Raw genomic sequence first — 13,416 nt, forward strand, 5'->3', positions numbered from 1 at the left:
AGCCCGCAGCCGCCGATTTCGCGGCCTGCGGGCTTTTCTCATGCTATCGAGATTCGGAGCAGGCGACTCTCTAGCCCGGCACCGGGCATCAAGATCCGAACTGCACGAGGAACGTTCTGATCTCGTAAGGCTGCAGGTCGAATACCGTGTCCGGCGCGACCTCTTCCCCGATCGGGCGTTCCATCAGGTCGCATTCGCGCAGCGACAGCACGGCGTAATCGCTGAGCAGCCGCAGCGGGGCGCGCACGCCGCCGAACTCGTGCAGGCGCACCACGACGCCGTCGTGGTCTTCCGCTTTTTTGACCGCGTCGATCATGACGTTCGGCGCCGACGGACGCAGCAGCGACCGCGGCGGCTGGGCCGGCAGGCCCGGGCGGGCGGAGAGCGGGTTGTTGAGCGCCCACGCTTCCTGCACGGTGCCGCCGGCATACCAGTCGCCTTCGTGCGGATACAGCGCATAGACAAAAGCATGTTCGCCGATATCGGCGTTCGGGTCCGGGTTGATCGCGGATTTGATCAGCGACAGCCGCATGACGTTGTCCTTGATGTCGTAGCCGTATTTGCAGTCATTCAGCAGGCTCACCCCGTAGCCGCGTTCGGACAGGTCGGCCCATTGGTGCCCGACCGATTCGAAGCGCGCCCAGTCCCAGCTGGTGTTCCAATGCGTCGGCCGTTTGACGTTGCCGAATTGGATATCGTACGTGGCTTCCGTGGACCGGACGTCGACCGGGAACGCGACTTTCAACAGCTGCTGATGTTCCTGCCAGTCGATCCGGGTATCGAAATCGATTCTGCGGCTGTCGGCGTACACGGTCATGCGCTGCTTGACGGTAGACTGTCCGTACTGCCAGTTGAATTCGACGACGGCGGCCAGCGGACCGGTCTCGATCAGCTCCGCGGAGCGCAGATCGGAAATTTCGCGCATTTTTTCCTTGTAAAAAATATCGATGTCCCATGCGTCGAACTGCATCGGCTTGTCTTCGAACACCTGCAGTACGTTGCCGCGGCTGTCTCTGGCCAGCACTTCGCGGCGGTGGTCCCGGTCGAACAGGCGGATCAGCTGCCCGGAATCGTTCCATTCGATCTCGTAGTGCGGCGTGCCCAGCACGCGGCCGGACAGGCTGAACGGAAGGTCGGCCTGCGCTTCCTGATCGTGCTCCGGCGCCTGCGCATCCGGTTGGCCCGCGTACAGCACGGCGGCCATCCCGAGTGCCGGCACGCCGGGCGATTCGACGATCCAGCGTTCCGGCGAACGCTGCGAACGCAGCCCGCGGCCTTCCGAATCGGTCCACACGCTGCCGGCCGGAGCGGCTTCGGCGTCCAGCACGATACGGTCTTCGCGCACCCACGTCGAACTGTTAAAGATCGTCAGCGCTCCCGCCGCGTCGCGATTTCCCGTTTTGCCGGCGGCTTCGTTCCAGACTTCCGTGGCGATCGCCAGCGCTTCGGCGTATTCCGCGCGGCTGTCTGCGTACACTTCCGCGATCGAAGAACCGGGAATGATATCGTGGAATTGGTTGCGCAGCAGAATCGTCCAGCCTTCGTTCAACTTGTCCTGCGCGTACAGCTCCCAATCCCGGCCGGCGAGAGCGGCCAATACGCTCAACCATTCCGTTTCCCGGTACAGCAGTTCCAGCTTGCGGTTCATTTTTTTGTTATGCGCCTGGCTCGTGTACGTGCCGCGGTGGTATTCGAGATACAGCTCCCCGTCCCACACATGTACGTACCGGTCCGTTTCTTCCACCGTTTGGGACAGCCGCCGGAAATAGTCGTCGGCACGGCCCGTTTTGACATTCGGCAGTCCCGGCATCCGGTCGAGGCGTCGGCGCATCTCCAGCATCTCCCGGTTGACGCCGCCGCCTCCGTCTCCGTAGCCGTAGGACAGCAGCAGCTCCTGGTTCACTTCTTTGTCCTGATACGCGTCCCACGCGCCTTTGACCGTCCGGGGCGTAATCAAGCCGTTATACGTGTAGAAAAACGAGTTGGCGTCTTCCCAGTCGTCGGGCGTCGTAATAAAATGCGTCAGCACTTCGGAACCGTCGATCCCTCTCCATTTGAAGCTGTCGTGCGGCATCCGGTTAAACTGGTTCCAGCTGATCTTCGTCGTCATGAACGTGTCGAAGCCCGATTTTTTCAAAATTTGCGGCAGTGCCCAGCTGTAGCCGAACACATCGGGCAGCCAGAGATACGTGCTCTCCGCACCGAATTCCTCGCGCATGAAGCGGGTGCCGAACAGGAACTGCCGGACGAGCGATTCCCCGGACGTCAGATTGCAGTCGGCTTCCAGCCACATGCCGCCGCCAATCTCCCAGCGCCCTTCGCGAATCCGTTCGCGGATCTGCTCGTAGATTTCGGGATAATCTCCTTTGATGTAAGCGTACAGCTGAGGCTGCGTCTGCAAAAAGACGTAATCCGGGAAACGCTCCATCAGCCGCAGCACGGTAGAGAATGAGCGGGCGCATTTCTCGCGGGTATGCTTCAGCCTCCACAGCCAAGCCACGTCGATATGGGTATGCCCGATGCAGGTGACCGTAACCGGATGGTGCTTGTGCATTCCATTCAGCTCCGCATCCAGCAGTTCCCCGGCCCGGTAGACCGACTCGCAGTACGCGTCCGAACCCGGCCGCGACCAATCCACGAGCAGGAACGCGCGGTCCAGCGCTTTGAGCAGCGCGATACGGTCCGGACTGCCGGCTTCCAGCGTCTGAACCGTCTCCAGCACGGCCCGGCCGCTGTAATAGAAATCGTCGATCCGTTCGTCGATCCAGCATACTTCGGCCCGCTTGATCGCATGAATCTTGTCGCGCGGCGGACCGCCGCCTTCAAGTCCCGACCACAGCCGAATATCCATCCGGCCGGTCGTCCCGGGCGAATCTTCCGGCAGAAACACCTCTTGGTGATTCGAATCGACGCCTTGATACGGCGCGCCGTTCCAATAGAAGAGCGACTCGAACCCGTCATTGTTGCCGCCGCCCGTCTCGCCGAAATCGAAGCGGCCGACGATCGTTTTGCCGGCCCACTGCGCGGGAATGTCCACGCTGCGGCTCAACCAGATATAACGGTCGCGGCCGGTCCACGTCTCGCCGGTGCCCAGTTCGAACGAAGGGGCATCCCCCGGCGGCCGGGCGCCGATCGTTCCGTCTGCGTCTTCGGCGGCGGAGAAGCGTTCCAGCGGCAGGGCATCGCGGTAACGCGTCTCGCTTACTTCGCGCAGCCTGGCTTCAAGCTTGGATTCCGTAAAAAACATAGTCAGCCTCACCTTCATTCGTGGATTTGGACTTACAGCTGTTCTTCCAGTTTCAACAGATTTTCCAGGCTAAGCGCCAGGCTGTCCAGCGGACGGCCGGGGCAGTAATCCTGCTCGACGGCGAACCATTCCACGCCGCTTTGAAGTCCCCAGCGCAGGATGGGCGCGAAGTCGATCACGCCCGTGCCGATCTCGGCAAACGTCCGCCGGTCGTCGTCGGTCATGTCTTTCAAATGCAGGATCGGCATGCGGAATGCGTACTTTTGAATGAAGGACAGCGGGTCCTGACCGCCTTTGAGCACCCAATACGTGTCGATTTCCGCATGAACGGCAGGATCGTCGAGCAGATAGTCGAGCGCGAACTTGCCGTCGATCGACGTATGGAATTCGAAATCGTGATTGTGGTAGCCGACCCGGTAACCCGTGCCCGCTACCCGCTGCGCCACTTCCAGCAGATCTTTTTTTACGCTGCGGTAGCCTTCCGGATTTTGCAGCCCGTCCGGCAGCGAATGGCAGATGAAGTCGCGCGTTCCGAACAGATCGGCTTCTTCCAGCACGGCGTCCAGATCGTTTTTCATCCGCTCCAGCCCGACGTGCATGCCCGCGGTCTTCAACCCCAACTCCCGCATGAGCGCCGAGATGTCCCGGGCGGAGTTGCCGTGCAGCCCGTCGATCTGTACCGCTGCCCAGCCCATGCGGCTCAACTCTTTGAGCACGCTTTCGAAGTCCGCTTTCAATTCGTTTCGCACCGTATACAGCTGAGCGGCCAGTTGATGTTTGATCACGATTCGATCGCCTCCTTTTTGAGATCCAGCCATTCGACTTCCGCGGCGGTCAACGGCAGGTTCATCGCTTCCACCGAAGAATCCAGCTCGCTTTTGCTTCTCGGACCGATGATCGCCGCTGTCGGAAACGGCTGATGCAGCACATAGGACAGCGCGATTTGGATCGGCGTAACGTTTTTGCGTGTCGCCAGTTCCACCGCGCGCCGGTAACGTTCCCAGTTCGGCTCGCTGTAATAGACGTCGACCATTTCCGCGTCCGACCGATCGTCCGGCTTGAAATGGCCCGAGAAAAAGCCTCCGGCCTGGGCCGACCACGACAACAGCGGCAGCTGGCTGCTTGTATGCCAGTCGCAGGTGCGTTCGTCGGCCGAGACGCAGCCTTCCCAGCGCGGACGGTTCGGCTTGGCCAGGCTCAGGTTCGGGCTGCTGAACGCAAAGCCGGTCAGGCCGTGCGTCTCCGCGTACCGGTTCGCTTCGCGGATTCGGTCATGCGACCAGTTGGAAGCGCCGATGGCGCGAACCCGCTTCGCTTCCAGATGCGCGTTCAGCTCTTCGACGATCGGCCCGACTTCGACGGTCGGATCGTCGCGGTGCAGCGCATACAGGTCGACGTAGTCAGTGCCCAGTCGCTCCAGACTTTCCAGCAGGTCTTTGCGGATCGCTTCGGGATTGACCCGCGGACCCGGGCTTCCGTCGTCGTGATGGGCGCCTTTGGACAAGATGACGACGTGTTCCCGCAGCTTTTTTTCCGCCAGCCATTGTCCGAGCAGCTGCTCTCTGCCCCTGTACTGATGGGCCGTGTCGAACGCATTGCCGCCGGCTTCGATATACGCTTCCAGCATCGTCCGCTCCGCTTCTTCCAGTTTCCTCAAATCGCCCGTGCCCATCATCAACCGCGAAATCTCCTTGTCCACTCCCTGAATGCGCATGCCCTTCATTCCGAACCCTCCTTCTGATTGGAAACTTCCGCTTGCAACGCACCTGCCGCTCCGTCTGCCGTCCTATTCGTCTTCCCGGAATACCGGGATCAGCCGCACTTCGAAGCGGAACGTCTTGTCGTTCAAGCGGTACGCTTCCGCAAGTTCCGGTCCGCACGAGTTCGAACCGACCCCGCTCATCTTGTAATCCAGATGGACGATCGTTTCTTGTCTTCGCTTCAACGCCCACGCATGCGAAGCGGCGGCCAGGTCTTCCGGCGCGTAATGGGACGCATTGAACGAAAACGGCTCTGCCGCCGCAAATCGCAATCCCATGCCCTGTTCGTTCGACACGACCGCCCATTCCGTCCCGTACCTCGATCCGTTCTCCTGCGGCATGATATACGATTCGAACATGCCGTCGACCGTCGACGCAAACCGGCCTTTCCTGACGCTGTGCCGTTTGTCGACATAGCTCTCGTGCGGTCCGAGTCCCCGGTATTCCACCTGCTCCATGCCTGCGGGCAGCGCAAGCCGCAGCCCGAATCTCGGCAGGTAAGGCAGCGTTCCCCGCTCGTCGAACTTCATATCGGCCCGCAGCGCGATCTCGCCGACTCCGTTCACTGTCCAGACCGCCTCGCCGGTCAGCAGCGGATACCGCGAAACGGCGGTCAGCGCAAACGAGGTGCGGATCTTCACTTCGCTCTCGCCCGTCTGCTTCCACTCGCACGCGTAGATCTTGGTGACGGCCCGGTCGTAGCCTTCTTCGATCCATTTCTCTTTGACGTGCATGTCGTTGTCGATCGGCGCCCGCCAGATCGCGAATCGCGCCGGGCTGTCCAGCAGCTCTACGCCGTGTCTGGACATCCGGCTGACGCTGCCCTGCCGCAGATCGAAGGCATGCGCAAAATCGAAGCCTTCGATCGTCAGCACATGCCCTTCCTGCTGCGCTCGAACGGCCGGTATCGGCGCGAAGGCCGACGGCCGTTCGGCGCTGCGTTCGCCCTGCGGAGCAGCGTCCGATCCGGACGTCGATCCGAAAGTCGTTTCGGACGTCGTTTCGAGCGTCGATTCGGACGAGGATTGGGGCGTCGATCCGGACGCCGAAGACGGCTCCGTCTCCCATTCGAACTGCGCAAAAGCCAGTTCGTAGCCCGCCTCCGCCCAGCCGGTGTCCGCGTTCAACCGGCACGACAAGGTCAACAGCCGGCGTTCGTCCGGGCCGCCCGGCAGCTTGTCCTTCGCTGCCGGTTCCTGCGCCGGCAGACCGTTCGACGCCGCGTCGCTGCGCGGCGTCTGCGCCGTCTGCGCCGTCTCCGCCGGCTGCGCGGACAGTCCGTACGGCAGCCGGACAGACTCGGTTCTTCCCGGCGCGGCACTCAGGCCCAGCCGGCCCTGATCGACGAGGCGGTCGCCCTGGCGGATCTGCCAGAACAGCTCCAGATGCGACAGGTCGACGAAGTCGTACCGGTTGGTCACTTCCAGTTCGCCGCGTTCGGGATGCGCAGCCTCGATCGCAATCGGGGCCATGACCTGCTTCAGCTCCAGCAATCCCGTATGCGGCAGGCGATCGGGAGTAACCAGCCCGTCTATGCAGAAATTCCCGTCGTTCGGCCGATCCCCGAAATCGCCGCCGTAAGCGAAGAACGGTACGCCTTCCGGCGTCTGCGTCCGAATCCCGTGGTCGCACCATTCCCAGACGCAGCCGCCCATCAGCTTGGGATGACGGTAGAATACGTCCCAGTATTGGCGCAGGTCGCCGGGCCCGTTGCCCATCGCGTGGCTGTATTCGCACAGGAACATCGGCTTGGTCTTCTCGGGGTCGAGCGCGTAGGCTTCGATCTCCTGCGGCGACGTGTACATCCGGCTCTCCACGTCCAGGCTTGCGGTATCCGGATCGCCTTCGTAATGCGGCGCCGCGCCTTCGTAATGGATCGGAATCGAAGGGTCGCGGCTTCGGATCCATTCGGCCATCGCAATATGATTCGGCCCGTACCCGGATTCGTTGCCGAGCGACCACAAGACGACGCAGGCGTGGTTTTTGTCCCGTTCCACCATGCGGACCGCCCGATCGACGAAAGCGTCCCGCCAGGCGGGATCGCGCGCCAGCGCGTGAAACCCGCCGCCTTCGAAGCCGCCCGCGCTGCCGATTCCGTGGCATTCCAGATCGGCTTCGTCGATCAGGTAGAAGCCGTATTCGTCGCACAGCTGCAGGAAGCGCGAATCGTTCGGATAATGCGCGGCGCGGATTGTATTGATATTGTGCCGCTTCATCAGTTCCAGGTCGCGGATCATATGCGGCACGGGAATCGTCTGCCCGAGCTCCGGATGGGCATCGTGCCGATTGACGCCTTTGAGCTTCACGGCCTGTCCGTTGATCCGGAATATGCCGTCCGTGATCGCGATCTGCCGGAATCCGACCGCGAAGCGCAGCACTTCTTCGCCGCCGTACACGCAGAGCGTGTACAGATAAGGCCGTTCCGCGTTCCAGAGCGTCGGGTTCGGCACTTCGAAGCGCAGGCTGCCCTGCCCGTCGATGCGGGCGCGGTCGGTCGCAACCGCGCGGCCGGAGGCGTCCCGGAGCACGGCCCGGGCGTCCAGCGGCCCCGTCGCGTCGATCCCGGTCGTCAAAAAGGCCGTGCCGAACCCTTCCGCGAACGCCTGCTTGTTGAACACGTCCCGAATATGCACGGGATCGCGGGCAAGCAGATAGACGTCGCGGAAAATGCCCGAATACCGCCAGGCATCCTGGTCTTCCAGATAAGAGCCGTCGCACCATTTGAGGACCATGACCGCGATCCGGTTGCTTCCGTTCTTCAGCAGCGAAGTCACGTCGAATTCGGCCGGCATGCGGCTGCCCTGGCTGTAGCCCGCGAAGACTCCGTTGACCCACAGATAGAAGCAGGCGTTTACGCCTTCGAACACGAGATGTTTGGCTGTGCCGTCCCATTCGTTGGGCACGTTGAACGTGCGCAGATACAGTCCGGCGGGATTGTCGTCCGGCACGTAAGGCGGGTCGCACGGAAACGGATAGTTCACATTCGTGTATTGAAGCTGGTCATAGCCGTGCATCTGCCAGCAGGACGGAACGATCAGCTCGTCCCAACTGCCGGCGTCTCCCGATTCCGCGTAGAAATCGTCGGGCACGTCCGAGACGCGACCGTAATAGCGAAATTTCCAGTTTCCGTTGAGCGTCCGGAAGCGCGAAGAACGGCCGCGCCTGCCGGAGTCCGCCGATCGGTCGTCCCCGTAAGGGATATAGAACGACCGGGGACGCGCCCGGTTCACTTCAAGCACGTTCGGGTCTTCCCAATAGCGCGGGATCGGCATCAGTGCTTCTCCTCCTTTTTCGGCTCGAAAAAGCCTTTTGCGATCAGGCGCAGCATGAATTCGCCGAACAGGCTGTTGGCCCAGGCGAACCAGGGACGGGTGTATTCGGACGGATTGTCCGCGTGGAACCCTTCGTGCATGAATCCGGTATCCGCATCCGTCCGCTGAAGCAGCTCCAGCACTTCCCGCACTTCCGCTTCGCTGTCCGTCGTAAGCCCCTGCATGATCAGGCTGATCGGCCAGATATAGCCGGCCGGCGTGTGCGGGCTTCCGATCCCTTTGGCGGATTGGCCGGCGTAATAATAAGGATTGTCTTCGCTCAGCACAAAAGCGCGGGTGTTGACGTAGATCGGGTCCGAAGCCTCAGCGTAGCCGAGATACGGAATCGACAGCAGACTGGGCACGTTGGCGTCGTCCATCAGGTTGAAGTTGCCGAAGCCGTCCGTCTCGTAGGCGTAGATTCTGCCGTACTTCGGATGCAGCACCGTGCCGTACGTCCGAATGCCGAACTCGATTTCTTCGCGCAGTTCCGCCGCGAGCAGCGCGCCTTCCGGGTCGTTCCACACGTCGCGCGTAATCTCTTCGACGTAGCGAAGCACGACGACCGCGAACATATTGGACGGGATCAGGTAGCCGAACGTGCACGCATCGTCGCTCGGACGGAAGCCCGACCAGGTCATGCCCGTGTAATTGACCGGCATGCCCATCCGGTTGTTGCGCAGCGTATCGCTCGGCGGGCAGTCGGTACGGGCGAACCGGTACGGCGAATCCTGCCCGTGCCGCTGCTCCGTTCTCCACAGCTCGATCGTCGTATGCACGGCCGAGCGGAAAGCGTCGTCGAAAATTTCCGTGCGGCCGGTTTCTTTCCAATACAGATAAGCCAACTGCAGCGGATAGCAGAGCGAATCGATCTCGTATTTGCGTTCCCAGACCCAAGGACTCAGCTCGGTCAGGTCCTGATCGTACCGCTGATCGTTGGCCGCCTCGTTGAACGCGTTGGCGTACGGATCGAGCAGCACGCAGCGGATCTGGGAGCGGATCGCCCCTTCGAGCACGCCCTGCAGCTCTTCGTCTTCGGCCGCAAGCGGCAGATAGGGCCGCAGCTGCGCGCTGGAATCGCGCAGCCACATCGCCGGAATATCGCCCGTAATGACGAAGACGGACCGGTCGTCCAACGTCCGGGTCGTCGTCTCCAGCGTATTCGGGTAGCACTTTTTGAACATGTCCAGCAGCTTCGGATAAGCCGCAAGTTCGGTCTCTGCCGCTTGCAGCCGCGCGGTTACGGAATCGGGCAGTCTCATGCCGAGCCTCCTCTCTTCTCCGCAAAGGCCGGTTCGTGCTTGCGGATAAAATTTTCCAGTCCCGCCAAATCCGGCAGCCCCGTGCTGCCTCCGTACGCTTCGACCGACAGCGCCCCGCAGGCATTGCCGTACTTCAGGCTCGTCTCGGCGTCCATACCCGACAGGTAGCCGAACAGATAGCCGGCATTGAAGCAGTCTCCGGCGCCCGTCGTATCGACGGCCCGTACCGGATAAGCCGGACGGCGGAACGATTTGCCGTTCTGCATCGCGGCCGCTCCCCGGGAACCGAGCTTGATGACCGCGTGGCCGCAGTATTGCGAGAACAGCCACAGGCTGTCTTCGACCGCTTCGAATCCCGTATAATGAAACGCCTCGGTCTCGTTCATCAGGAAGATATCGAACTGCCGCATCAATTCGAAGATGCTTTTGTCCCATTCGCCGGATTCGTCCCAGCCGACGTCGCAGGACAGCGTCACTCCTTCGGCTTTGAGCTTTTTGGCGGCGGCCATGAACGGTTCGTGATTGCTTCTTCCGCGGTATCCGGTCATATGGACATGCCGGCCGGCCGACACCTGTTCGAGGTTCAGGTCTTCCATGCGCAGTTCCTTGTTCGTGCCCGCGTACGTGATAAACGAACGGTCCGTCTCCGGATTGAAAGCGATCGAGATGCCCGTCCGCTGCGTGACGCTCGTCCGTATCTGTCTGGTATCGATACCAGATCGCGAGAATTGTTCCCGGATATGACGACCGTACAGGTCGTCTCCCAATATGCCGTTAAACGCGACGCGCAGCCCGAGCTTGGCCAGAGCGAGCGTGAATATCGCCGCTCCTCCGCCCACGTTCATCGTGACGTCGTCCACGTACACTTCCTGTCCCGGCAGCGGAACCTCGCTGCCGCCCACGACCGCAAGATCGATATTGGCATCCCCGATCACCACCGCATCGAATTTCCTCAACGTCATCCCCCTCTTCCCGTCCGCTTTTCTCTAGGCTTTGGAGCGGGTCAGCGTGCTTTGCAGCTGTCGCGAACGACCAACCGGTGCCGGAGCACGGCATCTTCCCGCGAAGTTTGGCCCGCGATCAGATCAAGCAGCTTCTCGATCGTCACCTGGCCCATTTCCCGAATCGGCTGCTCCATGGAAGTGAGGCGCGGACGCACAAGTTCGGTCAGCTGGCTGCCGTCGAACCCGATCACCGACACGTCTTCCGGAACTTTCAGTCCTTTGTCGTGCAGGCAGTTCATCGCGCCGACCGCCATATCGTCACTGGCCGCGAACACCGCCGTAGGCAGATCCCCGCCGCCGCACATCTCTTCCATAAGCTCGTATCCGCTCTGCGTCTTGTAATCGCCGAACCGGACGTGCGCGTCGTCGATCGCGAGGCCGTTGTCGTGCATCGCCTGCGTGTAGCCGACGTAACGGCCCTGGCCCGAAGTGACGTCCCGCATGTCGCCTCCGATAAACGCGATGCGCCGGTGTCCCAGCCCGATCAGGTAACCGGTCGCTTCGTAAGCGGCGGCGCGGTCGTCGATGATAACGGAGCCGAACTTTTGATCGTTCGGTTTGACGCTCGAAAAAATAAGCGGAATGTCCATCTTGTCGATAAATTCCCGAATTTCGTCGTTCAATTTCTCGTGCATGACGATCACGCCTTCTACGCGCATCTCTTTGAACACCTGCAAATATTTGTACTCTTTGTCGATGTCTTCGATGATGTTGCAGACGATCAGGTTATAGTCGTTGAGGCTGGCCGTTTTTTCGATATTGCTCAAAATGGTGGCGTAGAAACTCGAAGTCACGTCGGGCACGATCACCCCGATCAGATTCGTTTTTTTGCGGACGAGGCTTCTCGCGATATGGCTGGGCGTGTAGCCGAGCTCGTCGATCGCTTTTTTGACCCGCGCTTTCAGATCGTCTTTGACATATCTCTCGCCGTTCAACACTCTGGAGACGGTAGTCACGGATACGCCCGCTTTTTGGGCTACGTCTTTGATTTTTGGCGCCATCTTCGTATGCCCTCTCCTTCCCGGATGTGGGGCCTAAGCCCGTAAAGTATGTGTGGAGCAGCGTTCAACTTTTGACGGCGCCTTCCATGATTCCCGCGATAAACTGCCGGCTGACGAGCAGGAAGAAAATAATCAACGGAACGGTCGCGAGCAGCGTGCCGGTCATGACCATCGAATAATCGGCCGTATGCACCGACTTCAACTGCTGCAAAGCGAGCATGAGCGTGAATTTGGACGTGTCCGTCAGAACGATCAGCGGCCACAAATAATCTTCCCATACGCCCATGAACGTCGTGATCGCGAGAAAAGCCAAGGCCGGTCTCAGAATCGGCAGCGCGATATGCCAATACAGGCCGAATTTGTTGCAGCCGTCGATTCTGGCCGATTCCAGCAGATCGTCGTGGATCGCCAGCGCGTACTGCCGAATCCAGAAGATGCCAAAAGCGGTCGCGATGCTCGGCACGATCAGCGCTTTGTAACTGCCCAACCAGCCGAGTTCCTTGATGATGATAAACTGCGGAACGAGCAGCATCTGTGCCGGAATCATCATCGTCCCGATCATGAGAAAGAACAGGAAGCGCGAACCGGGGAACTTGAATTTGGCAAAAGTAAAACCCGTCAAGGAATTGAAAAACAGCTGCAGCGTCGTGCTCAGCACCGCGATGAACACGGTATTGGCGAACGCCCGCATGAAATCCATGTTCTCCATAACCTGATTATAGTTGGTCATAAAATAACTGCCAAATGTCAGTTTCGGAGGAAAAGCGAAAATCGCGCTCGTTTGGTTCGTCGACATCACGACCAGCCAATAAAACGGGAAGATGGACACCAGCACGCCCAACATCAGAAACGTATAGAAAAACGCTTTTTGTATCTTTTTCGATCCGGCTGCACCGTTCATTTTTCCTGCACCTCTTTTCCTCAATCGTCGGCTCTGTTGAAGAACTTCCAATTCATCAGCGACAATAACCCGATGATGACGAACAAGACCCATGAGACCGCCGCCGCGTATCCGTAATGCTGGTAGGTGAACCCTTCCCGGAACATGTACAGCACGATCGTGTCGGAGCCGGGGTATGGAGATTGGGTGCCGGCCAGAACCTGCGGTTCGGTGAAGATCTGGAATCCGCCGATCGTCGACATCATGACGGAGAACAGGATGATCGGCCGAAGCATCGGCAGCGTGATTTTGGTGAAGCTCTGGAACAGGGTCGCTCCGTCAAGCTCGGCCGCTTCGTAGAGGTCTTTCGGAATTTTTTGCAGCCCCGAGAGGAAGATGATCGCATTGTAGCCCATGTATCTCCAACTGATCATGGACGCGATGACGACCCGGACGCCGAAGCTCGAATTGAACCATTCCACTTTGTTCAAACCCAGTTCCTGCAGCAAAAAGTTGATCAGTCCGTATTCGTTGCCGAACAGCGATTGGAAGATGATGACGACCGCCACCATCGCCGTGATGTTGGGCAGGAAGAACGCGATCCGGAAAAAGGATTTGAACTTGATGATCGACAGGTTGATGACGTAAGCGACGACCAGCGCGCAGATCAGCATCGGACCGTTGCCGAGAATCCACAAGGCGATATTGTTGACGAGCGCCTGCCAGAACGTCGGATCTTTGAACATGTAAACGAAGTTGCTGAATCCCACGTAATTCATCGTTCCGATTCCGTCCCAATCATGCACCGCCAGGTACATGGAAAAGAAGATGGGGAACACGGAGAAGATCAGGAACAGGATGTAGAACGGAGAAATGAACAGGTACAGCGTTCGGCTCTTGTAGATTTCCTTGAAAAGATTCCCCACTTTGATCCCTCCCGCAATTCAATGA

General features: G+C 59.9%; 9 protein-coding genes. All 9 read right to left on the reverse strand.

The genetic code is table 11. The features are described 5' to 3' along the window. Positions 1–88: 88 nt before the first annotated feature. The 9 genes from FTE24_RS12570 to FTE24_RS12610 all read right to left on the reverse strand — a co-directional run bounded on the left by FTE24_RS12570 (position 89) and on the right by FTE24_RS12610 (position 13,391). Positions 89–3,247, reverse strand: a complete 3,159-nt coding sequence (locus tag FTE24_RS12570; protein WP_150233673.1) for an alpha-mannosidase — start codon at positions 3,245–3,247, stop codon at positions 89–91. A 32-nt stretch (positions 3,248–3,279) separates the two neighbouring features. Continuing rightward, positions 3,280–4,032: a sugar phosphate isomerase/epimerase family protein gene (locus FTE24_RS12575; protein WP_337190047.1), complete on the reverse strand. Its 753-nt coding sequence runs from the start codon at positions 4,030–4,032 to the stop codon at positions 3,280–3,282. Further along, positions 4,029–4,970: an aldo/keto reductase gene (locus tag FTE24_RS12580; protein WP_150233675.1), complete on the reverse strand. Its 942-nt coding sequence runs from the start codon at positions 4,968–4,970 to the stop codon at positions 4,029–4,031. Before FTE24_RS12580 ends, FTE24_RS12575 begins: the two co-directional genes overlap by 4 nt. 63 nt (positions 4,971–5,033) lie before the next feature. After that, the gene (locus FTE24_RS12585; RefSeq protein ID WP_150233677.1) at positions 5,034–8,279 is read right to left on the reverse strand and encodes a glycoside hydrolase family 2 TIM barrel-domain containing protein; all 3,246 of its coding nucleotides are present in this window, start codon (positions 8,277–8,279) and stop codon (positions 5,034–5,036) included. Further along, positions 8,279–9,580, reverse strand: coding sequence for a glycoside hydrolase family 125 protein (locus tag FTE24_RS12590; RefSeq protein WP_150233678.1), 1,302 nt, complete (start codon positions 9,578–9,580; stop codon positions 8,279–8,281). Before FTE24_RS12590 ends, FTE24_RS12585 begins: the two co-directional genes overlap by 1 nt. Continuing rightward, on the reverse strand, positions 9,577–10,536 hold the full coding sequence (locus tag FTE24_RS12595; RefSeq protein WP_150233681.1) for a carbohydrate kinase family protein: 960 nt from the start codon (positions 10,534–10,536) through the stop codon (positions 9,577–9,579). Before FTE24_RS12595 ends, FTE24_RS12590 begins: the two co-directional genes overlap by 4 nt. 47 nt (positions 10,537–10,583) lie before the next feature. Then, positions 10,584–11,585 (reverse strand): LacI family DNA-binding transcriptional regulator, encoded by a 1,002-nt coding sequence (locus FTE24_RS12600; protein ID WP_150233683.1) that lies wholly within the window; start codon positions 11,583–11,585, stop codon positions 10,584–10,586. 64 nt (positions 11,586–11,649) lie between these two features. Continuing rightward, positions 11,650–12,486, reverse strand: a complete 837-nt coding sequence (locus FTE24_RS12605) for a carbohydrate ABC transporter permease (RefSeq protein ID WP_150233685.1) — start codon at positions 12,484–12,486, stop codon at positions 11,650–11,652. A 20-nt stretch (positions 12,487–12,506) separates the two neighbouring features. Continuing rightward, a complete protein-coding gene (locus tag FTE24_RS12610; protein WP_150233687.1) occupies positions 12,507–13,391 on the reverse strand; it encodes an ABC transporter permease subunit in 885 nt (294 codons plus the stop codon). Positions 13,392–13,416 lie beyond the last annotated feature (25 nt).

This window comes from Saccharibacillus sp. WB 17 (assembly GCF_008634075.2).
GTDB classification, from domain to species: domain Bacteria; phylum Bacillota; class Bacilli; order Paenibacillales; family Paenibacillaceae; genus Saccharibacillus; species Saccharibacillus brassicae.

What these genes read in the sequence shown, in the direction of transcription:
- FTE24_RS12570 (WP_150233673.1), bottom strand. Translation starts at nt 3,247, where the DNA reads ATGTTTTTTACGGAATCCAAGCTTGAAGCCAGGCTGCGCGAAGTAAGC.
- FTE24_RS12580 (WP_150233675.1), bottom strand. Translation starts at nt 4,970, where the DNA reads ATGAAGGGCATGCGCATTCAGGGAGTGGACAAGGAGATTTCGCGGTTG.
- FTE24_RS12585 (WP_150233677.1), bottom strand. Translation starts at nt 8,279, where the DNA reads ATGCCGATCCCGCGCTATTGGGAAGACCCGAACGTGCTTGAAGTGAAC.
- FTE24_RS12590 (WP_150233678.1), bottom strand. Translation starts at nt 9,580, where the DNA reads ATGAGACTGCCCGATTCCGTAACCGCGCGGCTGCAAGCGGCAGAGACC.
- FTE24_RS12600 (WP_150233683.1), bottom strand. Translation starts at nt 11,585, where the DNA reads ATGGCGCCAAAAATCAAAGACGTAGCCCAAAAAGCGGGCGTATCCGTG.
- FTE24_RS12605 (WP_150233685.1), bottom strand. Translation starts at nt 12,486, where the DNA reads ATGAACGGTGCAGCCGGATCGAAAAAGATACAAAAAGCGTTTTTCTAT.